Annotated in this window: 15 protein-coding genes; 11 read left to right on the top strand and 4 right to left on the bottom strand. The window is 69.9% G+C overall.

All coding sequences use genetic code 11. The features are described from left to right. Positions 1-2 precede the first annotated feature (2 nt). Positions 3-632, bottom strand: coding sequence for a PaaI family thioesterase (locus H7I41_RS07110; RefSeq protein WP_264011869.1), 630 nt, complete (start codon positions 630-632; stop codon positions 3-5). 169 nt (positions 633-801) lie between these two features. Here H7I41_RS07110 and H7I41_RS07105 point away from each other — a divergent pair, with 169 nt between their 5' ends. Then, complete coding sequence (locus H7I41_RS07105) at positions 802-2,316, top strand: FAD-dependent monooxygenase (protein ID WP_264011868.1); 1,515 nt, start codon at positions 802-804, stop codon at positions 2,314-2,316. A 7-nt stretch (positions 2,317-2,323) separates the two neighbouring features. Here the strand turns inward: H7I41_RS07105 and H7I41_RS07100 are convergent, their stop codons facing one another. Continuing rightward, entirely contained in the window at positions 2,324-2,965 is a 642-nt protein-coding gene (locus H7I41_RS07100; protein ID WP_264011867.1) for a DUF5701 family protein, read from the bottom strand. Positions 2,966-3,014: 49 nt separating this feature from the next. Between H7I41_RS07100 and H7I41_RS07095 the strand changes: the two genes are divergently transcribed. From H7I41_RS07095 to H7I41_RS07080, 4 genes are read left to right on the top strand one after another with little or no spacing between them, the layout of a single operon-like run. Continuing rightward, positions 3,015-3,683, top strand: a complete 669-nt coding sequence (locus H7I41_RS07095) for a GntR family transcriptional regulator (RefSeq protein ID WP_264011866.1) — start codon at positions 3,015-3,017, stop codon at positions 3,681-3,683. Positions 3,684-3,740: 57 nt separating this feature from the next. After that, positions 3,741-5,147 (top strand): allophanate hydrolase, encoded by a 1,407-nt coding sequence (locus H7I41_RS07090; protein WP_264011865.1) that lies wholly within the window; start codon positions 3,741-3,743, stop codon positions 5,145-5,147. Beyond that, on the top strand, positions 5,144-5,851 hold the full coding sequence (locus H7I41_RS07085) for a cysteine hydrolase family protein (protein ID WP_264011864.1): 708 nt from the start codon (positions 5,144-5,146) through the stop codon (positions 5,849-5,851). The genes H7I41_RS07090 and H7I41_RS07085 overlap by 4 nt, the downstream gene beginning before the upstream one ends. Next, positions 5,848-7,440: a SulP family inorganic anion transporter gene (locus tag H7I41_RS07080; RefSeq protein ID WP_264011863.1), complete on the top strand. Its 1,593-nt coding sequence runs from the start codon at positions 5,848-5,850 to the stop codon at positions 7,438-7,440. The genes H7I41_RS07085 and H7I41_RS07080 overlap by 4 nt, the downstream gene beginning before the upstream one ends. Positions 7,441-7,450: 10 nt before the next feature. Here the strand turns inward: H7I41_RS07080 and H7I41_RS07075 are convergent, their stop codons facing one another. Continuing rightward, positions 7,451-7,834 (bottom strand): cupin domain-containing protein, encoded by a 384-nt coding sequence (locus H7I41_RS07075; protein WP_264011862.1) that lies wholly within the window; start codon positions 7,832-7,834, stop codon positions 7,451-7,453. Between the two features lie 85 nt (positions 7,835-7,919). Between H7I41_RS07075 and H7I41_RS07070 the strand changes: the two genes are divergently transcribed. Both H7I41_RS07070 and H7I41_RS07065 read left to right on the top strand, forming a co-directional pair. After that, positions 7,920-8,414: a nucleoside deaminase gene (locus tag H7I41_RS07070; RefSeq protein WP_264011861.1), complete on the top strand. Its 495-nt coding sequence runs from the start codon at positions 7,920-7,922 to the stop codon at positions 8,412-8,414. Then, entirely contained in the window at positions 8,411-9,724 is a 1,314-nt protein-coding gene (locus H7I41_RS07065; protein ID WP_264011860.1) for an alpha-amylase family glycosyl hydrolase, read from the top strand. Before H7I41_RS07070 ends, H7I41_RS07065 begins: the two co-directional genes overlap by 4 nt. 19 nt (positions 9,725-9,743) lie before the next feature. On the opposite strand, the gene H7I41_RS07060 is transcribed toward H7I41_RS07065, so the two are convergent. Continuing rightward, positions 9,744-10,169, bottom strand: a complete 426-nt coding sequence (locus H7I41_RS07060; protein WP_264011859.1) for a DUF1810 domain-containing protein — start codon at positions 10,167-10,169, stop codon at positions 9,744-9,746. Positions 10,170-10,264: 95 nt separating this feature from the next. Here H7I41_RS07060 and H7I41_RS07055 point away from each other — a divergent pair, with 95 nt between their 5' ends. The 4 genes from H7I41_RS07055 (at position 10,265) to H7I41_RS07040 (ending at position 16,237) form a co-directional block, all read left to right on the top strand. Beyond that, positions 10,265-12,439, top strand: a complete 2,175-nt coding sequence (locus H7I41_RS07055) for an adenylate/guanylate cyclase domain-containing protein (protein WP_372503695.1) — start codon at positions 10,265-10,267, stop codon at positions 12,437-12,439. Then, the gene (locus H7I41_RS07050) at positions 12,436-13,836 is read left to right on the top strand and encodes a mechanosensitive ion channel domain-containing protein (protein ID WP_264011858.1); all 1,401 of its coding nucleotides are present in this window, start codon (positions 12,436-12,438) and stop codon (positions 13,834-13,836) included. Before H7I41_RS07055 ends, H7I41_RS07050 begins: the two co-directional genes overlap by 4 nt. 7 nt (positions 13,837-13,843) lie before the next feature. Next, positions 13,844-15,103 (top strand): alpha-hydroxy acid oxidase, encoded by a 1,260-nt coding sequence (locus H7I41_RS07045; protein WP_264011857.1) that lies wholly within the window; start codon positions 13,844-13,846, stop codon positions 15,101-15,103. A gap of 132 nt (positions 15,104-15,235) precedes the next feature. Further along, positions 15,236-16,237: an esterase family protein gene (locus H7I41_RS07040; protein ID WP_264011856.1), complete on the top strand. Its 1,002-nt coding sequence runs from the start codon at positions 15,236-15,238 to the stop codon at positions 16,235-16,237. The last annotated feature ends 181 nt before the right edge of the window (positions 16,238-16,418 follow it).

Raw genomic sequence — 16,418 nt, 5'->3', positions numbered from 1 at the left:
GGTCAGCCGCGCGCCCACCTCGGCAGGATGAACACGCCTTCGGCCTCCGCGGTGACACCGTCGGCGTCGGCGATGTGACCGGTGGCGTAGGCCTTGATGCCGTCGATCCGCGACACGCTGCCCTCGGCACGCAGCGGTCCGAGCGGTGTGGCGCGCCGGTACCGGACGCTGATGGTGCCGGTGAACCGCGGGCTCTCCGGGTCGTTGGCGGCAACCTCGCCGAGGACGTGGTCGAGCACCATCGCCACGACGCCGCCGTGCACATGTCCCGGCGGCCCTTCGTAGGCGGCACCCAGGTGGAAATCGGTGCGGACCGCGCCGGAGTCGTCCCGCTCGATCACCAGTGGCGGTGCGATGGGATTGCGGACGCCGATCACCGGGTTGCCCCACGGCATCCGGTCGCCGTGTGAGGTGATCTGGACGCCGAACGCGCCGTCGACCTGGCGCGACCGCAGCAGCGCGGTGGCGGCGTCGATCTGGGCGCGTGCCGTGGCCACCGCTTCCGCGTCGACCTCGGTGCGGATGGTGGCGTCGACGAGGTCGCGGACCGAGTCGGCGAGCCCGCCGTAAGTGGCTCGCAGCTGCGCCACGTCGTCGGGCGTCAGGTGCTCGACACGGGTGAAGCGCGGCATCCCAGAACTAGAACACGTTCTCATCGCCGGTGTCGAGAGCTGGGCCGACGGGCTGCGTTGCGTTGCCCTGTGGCGCCACCGCACCAGCTTAAGTCATCGACTGTTGACTTGATTGCCGGACGCGGCCTACGGTCTAAGTCATCGACTGGTGACACGAGGAGTGGTGGACATGAACGACCCAGCAGTGCTGATCGCCGGCGCGGGCCCGACCGGATTGACCGCCGCCATGGAACTGTCGCGACTCGGCGTCGACGTCCGCATCGTCGACAGGGCGGGTGCGCCGTCGACCACCTCACGGGCGCTCGGCATCCAGGCCAGGACCGTCGAACTGCTGCGGCCCCGCGGCGTGGGTGACGAACTGCTCCGGCTCGGCAACCGGGCGAACGCCACCGCGCTGTACGCGGCGGGCGGCAAGCTCGCCGAAATTGAATTACACCGGATGGCAAGCGATTTCAACTATGTGCTGCTGCTAGACCAGTCCGAGACGGAACGCGTGCTGACCGAACAGCTCGGCCGCCAGGGCGTCAAGGTCGAGCGGGGTGTCGAGGTGACGGCGGTCCGCCGGCACGACGACTCCGTCGCGGTGCACCTTCGCGCGGACGACGGGCAATCCGAGATCGTCCGGCCCCGCTACGTCATCGCCGCCGACGGCGCGCACAGCGTCATCCGCAAGGCGACCGGGGTGAGTTTCGAGGGCAGGCAGCTGTCGCACTCCTACGTGCTCGGCGACCTGTCGCTCACCGGGGACGTGCCCGGGGATCAGCTGTCGATCTTCCTCGGCCGCCGCGGTTTCCTCGCGGTGTTCCCGATGGGCGCCGGGCGGTTCCGGTTCATGGCCACCGACCCCGACGGCCTCACCGGCTCCGCCGGTGACCCGACACTGGCCGGTATCCAGCAGCTCTACGACCGGACGGCCGCAATCCCGGCGCGGGTCGCCGGGTTGCGGTGGAGTTCCCGCTTCCGGATAAACAGCAGACACGCCGCCCATCTGCGCGCGGGGCGGGTGTTCCTCGGCGGCGACGCCGCCCACGTGCACAGCCCGGCGGGCGGGCAGGGGATGAACGCCGGCATCCAGGACATGGTCAACCTCTCCTGGAAGCTGGCACTCGTACTGGCCGGCCGGGCCCGGCCCGAACTGCTCGACACCTACGAGTCCGACCGGCTACCCGTCATCCGCGACCTCGTCACGATGACCGAGCGCGCCACCGCCGCGTTCAACTCGACCAGTCCGCTGGCGCACGCGGCGCTCACCCGCCTGGCGCCCCTGGTGCTCGCGCGGGTCCGGGTGCAGCGCAAGGCCGCCGACCGGCTCGGGCAGCTGAGCGCCGGCTACCGCGGGGCGCCGCTCAGTGCCGACGGCGGCCGGATCGGGACGCTGCGCGCGGGCGACCGGATCCCCGACGCCGCGGTGGTCACCGTCGACGGTGACCACCGGTGCCTGCACGACCTGCTCGACCTGTCCGGCCCGACGTTGTTCGTCTTCGGCGACGACGAACCCCTGCACACCGGCCTGTCGACCGCCGTGACGGTGCGTCGGCTGGTCTCGGCGCCCACGCTCACCGCCGATCCCGCCGCCTGGTTGCTGGCCCGCCCGGACGGCTACCTCGCCGCGGCAGGCACCGCGGCCGATGCCGACCGGCTGCACCGGTGGGTGAAGCGCTGGTTGACCCCCGACACACCCTGACCGCCGATCAAAGCGCCACGCGCGCTGCGGCAGAGGCGAATCCCAGCCAGGTGTGCCGGTTGCCCGCCCAGCACCAGCCGACCTTGGGGGCATCGCGGTGAGCGGGGCCGTCACGTCCGGTGCCGTTGCTGATCCACAGCGCCGGAGTGCGCGCGTCGAGCCGTCCGTCCGGCTTGCGACGGCGGGAGCCGACGGTCATGAAGCAGCGGCCCCGCTGCAGCGCCTCGGGCTGCTGGATCAGCCAGTGCAGTCCCTCGGCCAGGGTCAGCGGTGTGCGACCGGCCGCCTCGATCGCCGGAAGCGCCTCGTCGGGACTCCAGTTCGCCATCTCGTCGCCGCGGTCGACACCGCTGATCGCATACACCGGTCCGCCCGGCGGTGCCACGGCGGGCAGCGGCGCGAACTCGTCGACATCGGCCATGTCGGAGACCACGAAACCCGCCTTGTCGTGCCTGCGGAGCAGCGGAGCCAGCCCCGAGGGCGGCAGCCGCAGCGGGTCGACCGCCAGCAGGACGGCGTCGCCGCCTGCGCGGTCGGCCGCCTCGCGCAGGACGTCCGCGGACAGGCCGGCCAGCTCGTGCGCCCCGACGGCGATCAGCCGTTCGGCCTGCACACGGGGTTGCGGAAGGGTGTCGATGAGTGTCGGCATGGGCGCACAACGAAGCAAACCCGGCGGCGAGTTCCTACCATTGACGGCCATGGCCGCACCCCGGGTCGACGCGTCGCGCCACGCGCTGCCGCCGACGCTCGTCGACGTCGCGGGCGACCGGCTGCGCGACGCCATCCTCAGCGGCGCGCTGCGGCCGGGCGAGAAGCTCGTCGAGGAGCGGCTGTGCTCCGAGTTCGGGATCAGCCGGGCGCCGCTGCGCGAGGCCCTGCGCCTGCTCGCCCAGCAGGGTCTCGTCGAGCAGATGCCGCGGCGCGGATCCCGGGTCGCCGACTGCTCCCCCTCGGACGTCAGGGCTCTCTTCGCGCTGCGTCATGTGCTGGAGTGCCACGCGATCGACACCGCACTGCCACGACCCGACCTCGAGTCGGCACTGGCCCCGGTCCGCGCGGCACTCGACGACATGGGTTCCGCCGGTGACGAATTGGCCCGCGACGACGCCCACCGCCGGTTCCACGCCACGGTGACGGGGCTCGCCGGGAACCGCCAGCTGGACCTGACGTTGGCGCCGATCCTGCTCAAGCTCCAGCTGCCGATGGCCCGCAATCTGCGCACCGAGGCGAGGCACACCGCCACCGACGGCATCGCCCGCCACCGCGCCATCCTGACCGCGCTGCAGACCAACGATCCCGCGGTCGTCATCGCGGCCCTCGCCGACCACGGTCACCTGCGCTACGTCGAGCTCCCGCCCGAGCGCTAACACGATCGACACACCACCGACCCGAATCCGCCATCATTCTGTCGACAATCGACGGTTATGCCAGTTGATTCGCAGGGTCCGTCGATCGGTCCGTCAGTGGCCGAGATCCTGGCCTCTCACGCCGGCGGGACCGGCTCCCCCACCAGGACCGCCGCTCGGGTGGCCGACGCGATCGCGGGGGCGGGCGACGACGGCACCTGGTTGTCGACGGTGCCGCGCGACGAACTGCTCGCAGCCGCCGCCGAGATCGAGGGCCGGACGGGTGCAAGGACATTGCCGCTCTACGGCGTGCCGTTCGGGGTCAAGGACAGCATCGACGTCGCGGGAGTGCCGACCACGCTGTCGTGCCCGGACTACGCCTACGTCGCGGACCGGACCGCGCCCGCGGTGCAGCGGCTGCTCGACGCCGGCGCCCTCTACGTCGGCAAGACCAGCCTGGACCAGTTCGCCACCGGGCTGAACGGCACCCGCACGCCGTACACGGTGCCGCGCAGCGTCTACGGCGACGAGATGATCTGCGGCGGATCGAGTTCGGGGTCCGCGCGAGCGGTGGCGCTGGGGCAGGTCCCGTTCGCGGTCGCCACCGACACCGCGGGCTCCGGCCGGGTGCCCGCGGCGCTCAACGGCGTCGTCGGCTTCAAGCCGTCGCGCGGACTGATCAGCACCGTGGGTCTGGTGCCGGCCTGCAGGTCACTCGACTGCCTGAGCGTCATGGCCGGCTGCGTCGACGACGTCGACCGGGTCGTTGCGGTGATCGCAGCACGCGACGACGCCGACCCGTGGTCGCGCGACCGCGGCCCGCGGTACGCAGGCGCCGAGATCCGCGTCGGCCTGCCCGGGGACGACGAACTCGAGTTCTTCGGCGACACCGCCATGGCCGACGCGCACACGGCGTTCCGGGCTCAGCTCTCGCGCCGCCACCACGTCGTCGACGTCCCGCTCGCGCCGTTCCTGGCCGCGGGCGCCCTGCTCTACCAGGGGCCGTGGGTCGCCGAGCGACTGGTCGAATTCGGCGAATTCCTGGCCGCCACACCGGGGTCGATCCACCCGGTGGTGCGCGAGATCCTGCAAGGCGGACAGGCCTACACCGCCGTCGACGCGTTCTCGGCGCTGCAGCGGCTGCAGGAACTCAAGGCGGTGGTCAGCCGGGTGTGGGAGCAGGTCGACGTGCTGGTGGTGCCCACCATCGGAACGACGTTCACCGTGGCGGAGGTGCTCGACCGCCCCATCGACACCAACACCGTGCTCGGTCACTACACGCACTTCGGGAATCTGCTCGACCTTCTCGGGGTGGCGGTCCCCCTCGGCGTCACCGCCGACGGCAGGCCGCACAGCGCGATGCTGCTCGGTGGTGCCCTCACCGACGACACCGTCCTGCAGTTCGCCGCGCAGATCCTCGACGAGCCGCGCGCCACCGTCACCTCCCACCCCACCGCCGTCGTGACCACCGAGGAGCACGTGTGAGTCAGTCAGCCGAGATCGCCGCCGCGCCCGGCCCGTTCACCGCGATGGCCGGGAAGATTGCGCTGATCGTCATCGACATGCAGCGGGACTTCCTGCTGCCCGGCGGATTCGGCGAGAGCCTCGGAAACGACGTCGGCCGGCTGCAGCGGGTGGTCGCCCCACTGGCCGCGCTCATCGCCGCGGCCCGCTCGGCGGGTGTCATGGTCATCCACACCCGCGAAGGACACCGGCCCGACCTGTCCGACTGCCCACCGGCCAAGCTCCACCGCGGCGCGCCGTCGAAGCGGATCGGCGACCCGGGCCGCTACGGCCGCATCCTCATCCGCGGCGAATACGGCCACGACATCGTCGACGAACTGGCGCCACTGCCCGGCGAGACCGTGATCGACAAGCCGGGCAAGGGCGCGTTCTACGCCACCGGACTCCAGGACGTGCTCACGTCGGCCGGTGTCACCCAGCTGCTGATCACCGGCGTCACCACCGAGGTGTGCGTGCACACCACCACCAGGGAGGCCAACGACCGCGGATACGAGTGCCTGGTCGTATCCGATTGCGTCGGTTCGTATTTCCCGGAGTTCCATCGGGTCGCACTGGAGATGGTCGCCGCCCAGGGCGGCATCTTCGGCTGGGTCGCCGACACTGCCGCAGTGATCCCCGCTCTCGACGCCCTGTCCACCCCCGCAGCCCAGGAGATCCGCACGTGAGCACCGACATAGAGCACACCCCTGCCGATCCGCCCACCGAGGCGGCGCCGGCCAACCCGTGGTGGACGCGCGGCGACCTGAACGCCTTCTTCGGGCTGGGCTTCAACATCCTCGTCAACGTGCTCACGCTGACCGGCCTGATGATCGGCGTCATCGCCGTACCCGCCGCCGACGTGCTCGGCACCGTGCTGCCCGCGCTCGGCGTCGCGCTGATCCTCGGCAACCTGTACTACACGTTCCTGGCGCGGCGACTCGCCCGCCGGGAGAACCGTTCCGACGTCACCGCGCTGCCGTACGGACCGAGCGTGCCGCACATGTTCATCGTCGTCTTCGTCGTGATGCTGCCCGTCTACCTCAACACCGACGACCCGGTGCAGGCCTGGCAGGCGGGGCTGGCGTGGGCGTTCCTGATCGGCGTCATCGTGATGATCGGTGCCTTCGTCGGTCCCTACGTCCGCAGGCTGACCCCGCGCGCCGCGATGCTCGGCACCCTGGCCGGCATCTCGATCACGTTCATCTCCATGCGGCCCGCCGCCCAGATGTGGGAGGCCGCATGGATCGGCCTGCCCGTGCTGGCGATCATCCTGATCGGCTTCTTCACCGACGTCCGGCTGCCCGGCAACATCCCGGTCGGGCTGGTCGCGCTGCTGGTCGGCACCGCCATCGGGTGGGCGGGCGGCTACATGTCGGCCCCCGACGTCGGACAGGCCGTCTCCGACATCGCGATCGGCGTTCCCGACCTGCGGCTCGACCTGCTGATCAACGGCCTGACCGACCTGGCGCCGCTACTCGGCACGGCGATCCCGCTCGGTGTCTACAACTTCACCGAAGCGATGAGCAACGTGGAGAGCGCCGCCGCGGCGGGCGACGACTACAACCTGCGCAGCGTGCTGCTCGCCGACGGCGCGGGCGCGGTCGTCGGCTCGGCCTTCGGATCGCCCTTCCCGCCCGCGGTCTACATCGGGCACCCCGGATGGAAGGACGCCGGAGGCCGTGCGGGCTACTCGCTGGCCAGCGGAGTGGTGATCGGCGTGCTCTGCTTCATCGGCCTGTTCGGTGTGCTCGACGCGCTGCTGCCGGTGCCGGCGATCGTGCCGATCCTGCTCTACATCGGCCTGCTCATCGGGGCGCAGGCGTTCCAGGCGGTGCCCCGGCTGCATGCCGTTGCCGTAGTCGCAGCACTGCTCCCCAACCTCGCGCAGTGGGCCCACGGCCTGATCGACAACGCCCTCAACGCCGCAGGCACCAGCGCGAGCACGGTCGGCATGGAGGCGCTGAACGGCGCAGGCGTGGTCTACGAGGGACTCAAGACCCTCGGCGAGGGTGCGGTGCTCGTCGGCCTGATCCTCGGCACCATGGTGACGTTCATCCTGGAGAAGAAGTTCCTCTACGCGGCGGCCGCCTCGGCGGTCGGCGCCGTGCTGTCGTTCGTCGGCCTCATCCACGCTCCCCAGGTGGCATGGGCGGCCAATCCCCAGGTTGCGCTCGGCTATCTGCTCTTCGGCGCGGTCTGCGCCGCGTGCACCGTCCTGCCCGGCGCGAAAGACCCGGTGACCGTTGACGAGTCGGACGTCGTCGCGGGTCACTGATGCCGGCCGGTCAGTCGGCGACGAACGCGACCTCGGTGCTGTCGGCGAGCACGACGTACAGCCGGCGCCACGGCTCGGAGCCCTCGAGCCGCCACTTGTGGCCGGATCCGGCGGTGTCCTCGGCCAGCAGCACATCGCCCGCGCCCAACGTGAACTCCTCGCCGTCGCGGGTGGAGAACACCAGGCTGCCCGCCAGCGTCACCACCAGTTGACGCACGGGCGCAGTGTGCCAGGCCAGCGCGGCGCCGGCCGCGGTCTCCTCGACCGTCACGTGGGTGGACGGCATCACCGCCGACACCAGGTCGTCGTTGCGGCCCGGGCGCATCTCCAGCCGCCCGATCTGGAACTGCGACGCGTTGTCGTCGCCCGTCCACAACCGCACACACCGGATCATCTGGTCACCGTAATGGTGTTCGTGCAGCTCCGCGCGTCCAACCGGCCAACCGTCATCGGGGACTCGCACGCTGCGTAAACTGCGCGTGGTGATCAGTGACGACGACCTGCGCAGGTTGCACCGCTGCGTCGAACTCGCCCGGACCGCGCTCGACGCCGGTGACGAACCCTTCGGCTCACTGCTCGTCGACGAGGCAGGCGAGGTCCGCTTCGAGGACCACAACCGCGTGAAGGACGGCGACGCCACCGCCCACCCCGAACTCGCCATCGCCCGCTGGGCCGTCGACCACCTGAGCCCCGCCGAGCGGGCGCGCTCGACGGTGTACACCTCGGGCGAACACTGCCCGATGTGCGCGGCCGGCCACGCCTGGGTCGGACTGGGCCGCATCGTCTACGCGACGTCGTCGGCACAGCTGACGGGCTGGCTCGCCGAGTGGGGCGCCCCGCCGCCCCCGGTGGCCACACTGCCGATCACCGCCGTTGCGCCCGCCGTGGTCGTCGACGGGCCGGCGCCCGAACTCGCGGACACCATGCGGGCGCTCTACGAGGCGAAGTTCCGCCCGGCCGGAAGTCCCGCATGAGCGGGCCGGATTGGGTGCGGCACGCCATCTGGTGGCAGGTCTACCCACTGGGATTCGTCGGCGCCCACCCGGCCGACCCTGCGCCGGGACCCGACGAGCACCGGCTGCGGCGCATCGTCGACTGGCTCGACCACGCGATCGCCCTCGGCGCCTCCGGCCTGGCGCTCGGCCCGGTGTTCGCCTCGCGCACCCATGGCTACGACACCACCGACCACTACCGCATCGACCCACGTCTCGGCGACGACGCCGACTTCGACCACCTCGTCGCCGAGGCACATCGGCACGGGCTGCGGGTGCTGCTCGACGGCGTGTTCAACCACGTCGGCACCGACTTCGACCGCTACCGGCGGGCCGCCGACGGCGATGCCGACGCCCGGGCCTTCTTCCGAACGCGCGGCGGCGAATTCGGCACCTTCGAGGGCCACGGCGAACTCATCGCGCTGGACCACCGCAACCCTGAGGTGGTCGGCTACACCGTCGAAGTGATGCGGCACTGGCTGGCACGCGGCGCCGACGGCTGGCGGCTCGACGCCGCCTACGCGATGCCCGACGATTTCTGGGCGCAGGTGCTGCCCGCGGTCCGGGAGTCGTTCCCCGAGGCCTGGTTCGTCGGTGAGGTGATCCACGGCGACTACGCCGCCCACGTGTCCGGCGCCGGGTTCGACTCGGTGACGCAGTACGAGCTCTGGAAGGCCGTCTGGAGCAGTCTCAACGACGGGAACTTCCACGAGCTGGACTGGGCGATGCAGCGCCACAACGACTTCCTGTCGTCGTTCGTCCCGCTCACATTCGTCGGCAACCACGACGTCACGCGCATCGCCAGCAAGCTGGACGACCCGCGCCACGTCGAGCACGCGCTGGTGTTGCTGTTCACCACCGGCGGCACCCCCAGTGTCTACGCCGGCGACGAGCTGGCCTATCGGGGAGTCAAGGAGGAACGGTTCGGGGGCGACGACGCGATCCGACCCGAATTCGGTGCTCCGCCGGCGCTGTCCGACGACGCCGCGGGCGACTCGTACCGGCTGCACCAGCATCTCATCGGCCTGCGCCGGCGCCACCCGTGGCTGCACGAGGCGACGACCTCCGCGCTGGCGCTGACCAACACCCACTACGTCTACCAGAGCGCCCGCGACGGGGAGCGGTTGCTCGTGGCGCTCAACGTCGACCCGGCCCAGCCGCTTCGGGTGTCGTTGCCCGAGCTCGGATTCGGACGCGGCCGGGTGGTCGCCGGTTCCGGCGCCCCGCCGCAGGACGACATCGAGCACACCGAGGTCGGCCCGCACGGATGGGTGGTCATCGCACCGGCCTGATCTGTGGGCCGGGACGCGCTCAGGCCAACAGTTCGACGGTCGCCGGGTCCTCGCCGTCGTAGAACGTCTCCAGCACGGCGGCGAAGTCGGCGTCGTCGGCGGCGGCGCGGGCGAACAGCGTCATCGACGACCGCACCTTGAGCACGTCGGGGAAGCCGAAGACGTCCTCGGCCGACCGTCCCTCGAGGCGCTGCACCAGGCGCGTGCACTCCCGCAGCCGCGGGCCGAGCACCGGGTGCTCGAGGTAGGCTCTCGCCTCGGCGAGCGATGCGATACCGAACCGGTCGGCGGTGGCACTGCGGCCCAGTCCGCGCAGCTGCGGGAACACGAACCAGATCCAGTGCGTGCGCTTGCGGCCCGCCCGCAGTTCGGCCAGCACCGTGTCGTAGACGGGTTCCTGCGCGGTCACGAAGCGCTGCAGATCGAAGGGGTCGTCGGTGGTCATGTCAGCCACGGTGACACATGTCCGCCGCCGGACCGGCGATAATTTGCCCACAGCCCCCGCATCGGACGCCCGGGCCAGCTAGCCTTCTAGTCCCGATGACCTCTACCGCGGAGCCGGACTCCTCTCATCCCACCGTGCCGGCTCCCGCCCGGCGAAGCCTGCGGCGCCGCGTGCTGTCGCGCATCAGCATCCAGTCGAAACTGCTGGTGATGCTGCTGTTGACCAGTGTCCTGTCGGTGGCGGTGATCGGGTTCATCGGCTACCAGTCGGGACGCTCGTCGCTGCGGGAGTCGGTGTTCGACCGGCTCACCGAGATCCGCGGCTCCCAGTCGCGTCAACTCGAGTCGAAGTACACCGACCTGAAGAACTCGCTGGTGATCTACACCCGCGGCGCCACCGCGACCCAGGCGGTCGAGGCGTTCACTGCCGGATTCGACCAACTCAGGGACGCGACGATCAGTCCGCAGCAGTCGCAGTCGGTGGTCGACTACTACAACAACCGCTTCGCCGTCGCGAAGCGCGAGCAGACCGGCGACGAACTCGACGCGCGAGCGATCCTGCCGACGTCGGCCGCCCAGCGATATCTACAGGCCTACTACACCGCCCCGTTCGACGACTTCGACAAGGCGATCCAGTTCGAGGACGCCGGCGACGGCAGCGCGTGGTCGGCCGCCAACGCGCGGTACAACGACTTCTTCCGGGAGATCGTCACCCGTTTCGGGTTCGAGGACGCGCTGCTGCTCGACACCCGCGGCAACGTGGTCTACACCGCGTACAAGGGCGTCGATCTCGGCACCAACATCCTGACCGGGCCCTACCGGGAGGGGCAACTGCGCGACGCTTACCAGAAGGCGATGGCGTCCAACGCCGTCGACTACGTCGGCGTCACCGACTTCAGCAACTACCTCCCCGCCGACGAGCCCACGGCATGGATGCTCTCCCCGGTCAGCGCCGGCGGCCAGGTGGGGGGCGTGATGGCCCTGCAGTTCCCGATCTCGAAGATCAACCGGCTGATGACCGCCGACCGGGAGTGGGAGGCCGCAGGCATGGGCACCACAGGCGAGACGTTCCTGGTCGGGCCCGACGACCTGATGCGGTCGGACTCCCGCACGTTCATCGAGAATCCGGAGCAGTTCCGCGCCGACGTCATCGACGCAGGCACGCCGCCCGAGATCGCCGAGGATTCGCTGCGCCAGCACGGCACCACGCTGGTGCAACCCGTCGCCAGCGACGCGACCCGGGAGGCCCAGCGCGGTCAGACCGGCACGGTCATCGAGGACGACTACCTCGGTCACAAGTCGCTACAGGCCTACGCGCCGGTGAATCTGGAGGGGTTGAACTGGTCCATCATCGCCAAGATCGACACCTCCGAGGCGTTCGCGCCGGTGTCGGCGTTCACCCGCACCCTCGTGCTGAGCACCGCCGTCATCATCTTCGTGGTGTGCCTGGCCGCGATGCTGCTGGCCCGGTTGTTCGTGCGGCCCATCCGCCGCCTGGAAGCCGGTGCGCAGCAGATCAGTTCGGGTGACTACCACGTGACGCTGCCGGTGCACACCCGTGATGAGTTCGGCGACCTGACGGTCGCCTTCAACGACATGAGCCGCAATCTGGCGATCAAGGAGGAACTGCTCGCCGAGCAGCGAAGGGAGAACGACCGGCTGCTGCTGTCGCTGATGCCCGAACCCGTCGTCCAGCGCTACCGCGAGGGTGAGGAGACCATCGCCCAGGACCACCAGGACGTGACGGTGATCTTCGCCGACATCGTGGGCCTGGAGGAACTGTCGTCGGATCTGAACTCCGACGAGCTGCTGGTGATCGTGAACAAGCTGACCCGCCAATTCGACGCCGCGGCGGAGAATCTCGGTGTCGAGCAGGTGCGCACGCTGCACAACGGCTACCTCGCCAGCTGCGGTCTGTCGGTGCCCCGGCTCGACAACGTGCGGCGCACCGTCGACTTCGCCGTCGAGATGCAACGCACCGTCGACCGGTTCAACACCGAGACCGGCCACGACCTCGAGCTGCGCGCCGGCATCGACACCGGCACCGTCAGCAGCGGACTGGTCGGGCGGGCCACCCTCGCCTACGACATGTGGGGGTCGGCGGTCGATCTGGCCTACCGGGTACAGAGCGGGTCACCCAAGGCGGGCATCTACGTCACCTCCGCGGTCTACGACGCGATGCGCGACAGCCGGACCTTCAGCTCGGCGGGCGTGATCGCCGTCGACGGCGAGGAACAGCCGGTCTGGCGGCTGACGGAGCGGCAGCCGTGACCAGCATCCTGGCCGAGCCGTGGTTCTACTGGGCGCTGGGCATCGCGATCGGTTTCCCGGTCGCCCTGGTGCTGCTCACCGAGATCCACAACGCGCTGCGCCGCCGCAACAGCTTCCTGGCCGGACCCGTGCACGTGCTGCGCAACTACATCCTGCCGCTCGGTGCCCTGCTGATCCTGTTGGTGGGCGCCATGCAGATCTCCGGCGAGACCACCCCGGTGCGCATCGTCGCGACGGTGTTCGGCGTCGTGGTGCTGGTGCTCCTGCTGTCCGGGTTGAGCGCCACCCTGTTCCAGGGCGCGCCGGAAGGCACCTGGCGCAAACGGATTCCGTCGATCTTCCTCGACGTGGCGCGCTTCGCGCTGATCGCGATCGGCGCCGGCCTCATCCTGGCCTACATCTGGGGCGCCAACGTGGGTGGGCTGTTCACCGCGCTGGGTGTCTCGTCCATCGTGCTCGGGCTGGCGCTGCAGAACTCGGTCGGCCAGATCATCTCGGGGCTGCTGGTGCTGTTCGAGCAGCCGTTCCAGCTCGGCGACTGGATCCAGACGCCATCGGCCAAGGGCCGCGTGATCGAGGTGAATTGGCGCGCGACGCACATCGACACCGGCGGCGGCACCCAGATCATCCCGAACTCGGTGCTCGCCGCGGCGTCGTTCACGAACTTCAGCAGACCGCCGGGGGCCCACTCGCTGTCGGTCACCACCGTCTTCTCCGTCGACGACCCACCCGACGACGTCTGCGGCATGCTCAACCGGGTTGCGGTGGCGCTGCCGCAACTGCGACCGGGCGCCACCCCGAAGAGCGTGCGGTCGGGCAGCCTGCAGTACACCACCGACATCCCGCTGCGTTCTCCCGCCGACGACTTCGCCGCCAGATCGCGTTTCCTGAGCTGGGTCTGGTACGCGGCGCGGCGCGAGGGCCTGCACCTCGACGAGGCCGAGGACGAGTTCGGCACACCGGACCGGATGCAGCGCTCGGTGCGGATCATCGCGCCGACCCTGCGGCTGAATCAGTCCGATCAGGAGGACCTGCTCGCCCATGCCCGGCTGATCCGTTTCGGCACCGACGAGTACCTCCAGGTCGCGGGCCAGGTGCCCAAGCGGATGACGTTCATCGTCAACGGCAGGGTCAAGCTGGTGGCCACCGACGACGACGGCGGCGCGATCCCCATCCGTACCCTGGAGGCAGGCGAGTTCCTCGGGCAGACCACGCTCACCCGCGAGCCCGTGACCGCCGCCGCGTACGCACTCGAGGAGGTGACCGTGCTTCAGGTCGACCGCGAGCACATCGAAGAACTCGTGGCGCGAAAGCCGATGCTGCTGCAGGAGATCGGCCGCGCGATCGAGGAGCGGCGGGCAAGCCTGCGGCGCGCGCTGGCCGCCGCGGAGAAGTAGGCATGCGATGAAGCGGCACATCCCCAGGCCGGCCGAACTCGCCCCGCTGATCGGATTTCGCAAGCCGCAGCTCGACGCGACGAAGCGACGCCTCGACCGCGCGCTGACGATCGACGACCTGCGGTGGATCGCGAAGCGCCGCACGCCCCGGGCCGCTTTCGACTACACCGACGGCGCGGCGGAGGAGGAGCTGTCACTGGGCCGCGCGCGGCAGGCGTTCCGCGACGTCGAGTTCCACCCGACGATCCTGCGCAACGTCGAGACCATCGACACCTCCGCCGACATCATGGGTGCGTCGTCGGCGCTGCCGTTCGGCATCGCGCCGACCGGCTTCACCCGGCTGATGCACACCGAGGGCGAGGTGGCCGGGGCCCACGTCGCCGCCCGCGCAGGCATCCCGTTCTCCCTCTCGACGCTGGGCACCAGCTCGATCGAGGACGTGAAGGCCGCGAACCCGAACGGCCGCAACTGGTTCCAGCTATACATGTGGAAGGACCGGGAACGGTCGATGGCCCTCGTGGAGCGGGCCGCCGCGGCCGGCTTCGACACCCTGCTGGTGACGGTGGACGTGCCGGTGGCCGGCGCGCGGCTGCGTGACACCCGCAACGGCATGTCCATTCCGCCGACGCTCACGCTGCGCACCGTGCTCGACGCGATACCGCGGCCGCGCTGGTGGTTCGACCTGCTGACCACCGAGCCGCTGTCGTTCGCGTCGCTGGATCGCTGGCCCGGGACGGTGGCGGAGTACCTCGACTCGATGTTCGACCCGACCGTCACGTTCGACGACCTCGCATGGATCAAGCAGCAGTGGCCGAACAAGTTGGTGGTCAAGGGAATTCAGACGCTCGAGGACGCCAGGGCGGTCGTCGAGCTCGGTGTCGACGGCGTGTTGCTGTCGAATCACGGCGGGCGTCAGCTCGATCGGGCGCCGGTGCCGTTCCATCTGCTGCCGGTGGTGGCGCGTGAACTCGGGGCGGATGCGGAGATCCTGGTCGACACGGGCATCATGTCCGGCGCCGACATCGTCGCGGCGTTCGCGCTCGGCGCCCGGTTCACCCTCGTCGGCCGGGCGTATCTGTACGGCCTGATGGCCGGCGGTGAGGCGGGAGTGCAGCGTGCCGTCGACATCCTCGCCGACCAGGTGAGCCGCACGATGCGGCTGCTCGGCGTGACGTCGATGGCGGAGCTGACGCCCCGGCACGTCACCCAGCTGCGCCGCATGCGGCCCGTTCCGATCGGCGGCGAAGGTCTCGAGCCCGACGCGTAATCGTTAGCCAACCGCGACAACGCATGCGAGTGTTGGTACCAGTGTGACTGGTGAGGCCCGTGTTTCACTTTTCGAGCACAGCAACGGCAATTGCTTGTGGCATGCAAAACGAAAGGTGGGTTGGTTGCCGTTATGAAGTTCGTCAGAAGGTTTCGCGGTACAGCAATGTGGATGCGCAGGCTGGCGGTGGTTGCCGCGTCAGCGGCCATGCTGCCGGGCCTGATCGGCTTCGCAGGTGGCTCGGCGACCGCAGGCGCGTTCTCCCGGCCGGGTCTCCCGGTCGAGTACCTGGACGTGTTCTCCCCGTCGATGAACCGCAACATCAAGGTCCAGTTCCAAGGCGGTGGTCCGCACGCGGTTTACCTGCTCGACGGCCTGCGCGCGCAGGACGATTTCAACGGCTGGGACATCAACACCCCGGCGTTCGAGTGGTACCACCAGTCCGGCCTGTCGGTGGTGATGCCCGTGGGCGGCCAGTCCAGCTTCTACACCGACTGGTACCAGCCGTCGCGGGGCAACGGGCAGGACTACACCTACAAGTGGGAGACGTTCCTGACTCAGGAATTGCCGGCCTACCTGCAGGCCAACAAGGGCGTCGATCCCAACGGCAACGCCGTGGTGGGTCTGTCGATGGCGGGCAGCACCGCGCTGACCTACTCCATCTACCACCCGCAGAAGTTCATCTACGCCGGCGCGCTGTCGGGTTTCCTCAACCCGTCCGAGGGCTGGTGGCCGATGCTGATCGGTCTGGCGATGAACGACGCCGGCGGCTACAACGCCGAGAGCATGTGGGGACCGTCCAGCGATCCGGCGTGGCGGCGCAACGACCCGATGATCAACATCAATCAACTGGTCGCCAACAACACCCGCATCTGGATCTACTGCGGCACCGGCACCCCGTCGGACCTGGACACCGGGGCCAACGGCGGGAACCTGATGGCCGCGCAGTTCCTCGAGGGGTTCACGCTGCGCACCAACGTCACGTTCCGTGACAACTACATCGCGGCGGGTGGGCAGAACGGCGTGTTCAACTTCCCGTCGAACGGTACGCACAGCTGGGGCTACTGGGGTCAGCAGCTCCAGCAGATGAAGCCCGACATCCAGCGGGTGCTCGGCGCCCAGGGCAGTGTCTGACACCAGCGGATAGATCCACCCGTACACCAGGGAGCCTGCCGTCACCCCCGCGGCAGGCTCCCTGTCTGTGTGCGTCCCGGCGTCGACTCTGCGCTGAGGGCGGCTGCCACTCGCAGTTTGGCGCCGTACGCGCAGAGTGAACGGGATCGGTGCGGGGAACAAAGCGACCGCCGACAGGGTT

The sequence above is a fragment of the [Mycobacterium] manitobense genome (genome assembly GCF_025821665.1).
Classification (GTDB): domain Bacteria; phylum Actinomycetota; class Actinomycetes; order Mycobacteriales; family Mycobacteriaceae; genus Mycobacterium; species Mycobacterium arseniciresistens.
This window is presented reverse-complemented; position numbering and strand designations above follow the sequence as displayed.

What these genes read in the sequence shown, in the direction of transcription:
- H7I41_RS07040 (WP_264011856.1), top strand. Translation starts at nt 15,236, where the DNA reads ATGAAGTTCGTCAGAAGGTTTCGCGGTACAGCAATGTGGATGCGCAGG.
- H7I41_RS07055 (WP_372503695.1), top strand. Translation starts at nt 10,265, where the DNA reads ATGACCTCTACCGCGGAGCCGGACTCCTCTCATCCCACCGTGCCGGCT.
- H7I41_RS07110 (WP_264011869.1), bottom strand. Translation starts at nt 632, where the DNA reads ATGCCGCGCTTCACCCGTGTCGAGCACCTGACGCCCGACGACGTGGCG.
- H7I41_RS07100 (WP_264011867.1), bottom strand. Translation starts at nt 2,965, where the DNA reads ATGCCGACACTCATCGACACCCTTCCGCAACCCCGTGTGCAGGCCGAA.
- H7I41_RS07105 (WP_264011868.1), top strand. Translation starts at nt 802, where the DNA reads ATGAACGACCCAGCAGTGCTGATCGCCGGCGCGGGCCCGACCGGATTG.
- H7I41_RS07075 (WP_264011862.1), bottom strand. Translation starts at nt 7,834, where the DNA reads ATGATCCGGTGTGTGCGGTTGTGGACGGGCGACGACAACGCGTCGCAG.
- H7I41_RS07060 (WP_264011859.1), bottom strand. Translation starts at nt 10,169, where the DNA reads ATGACCACCGACGACCCCTTCGATCTGCAGCGCTTCGTGACCGCGCAG.
- H7I41_RS07090 (WP_264011865.1), top strand. Translation starts at nt 3,741, where the DNA reads ATGCCAGTTGATTCGCAGGGTCCGTCGATCGGTCCGTCAGTGGCCGAG.
- H7I41_RS07065 (WP_264011860.1), top strand. Translation starts at nt 8,411, where the DNA reads ATGAGCGGGCCGGATTGGGTGCGGCACGCCATCTGGTGGCAGGTCTAC.
- H7I41_RS07045 (WP_264011857.1), top strand. Translation starts at nt 13,844, where the DNA reads ATGAAGCGGCACATCCCCAGGCCGGCCGAACTCGCCCCGCTGATCGGA.
- H7I41_RS07095 (WP_264011866.1), top strand. Translation starts at nt 3,015, where the DNA reads ATGGCCGCACCCCGGGTCGACGCGTCGCGCCACGCGCTGCCGCCGACG.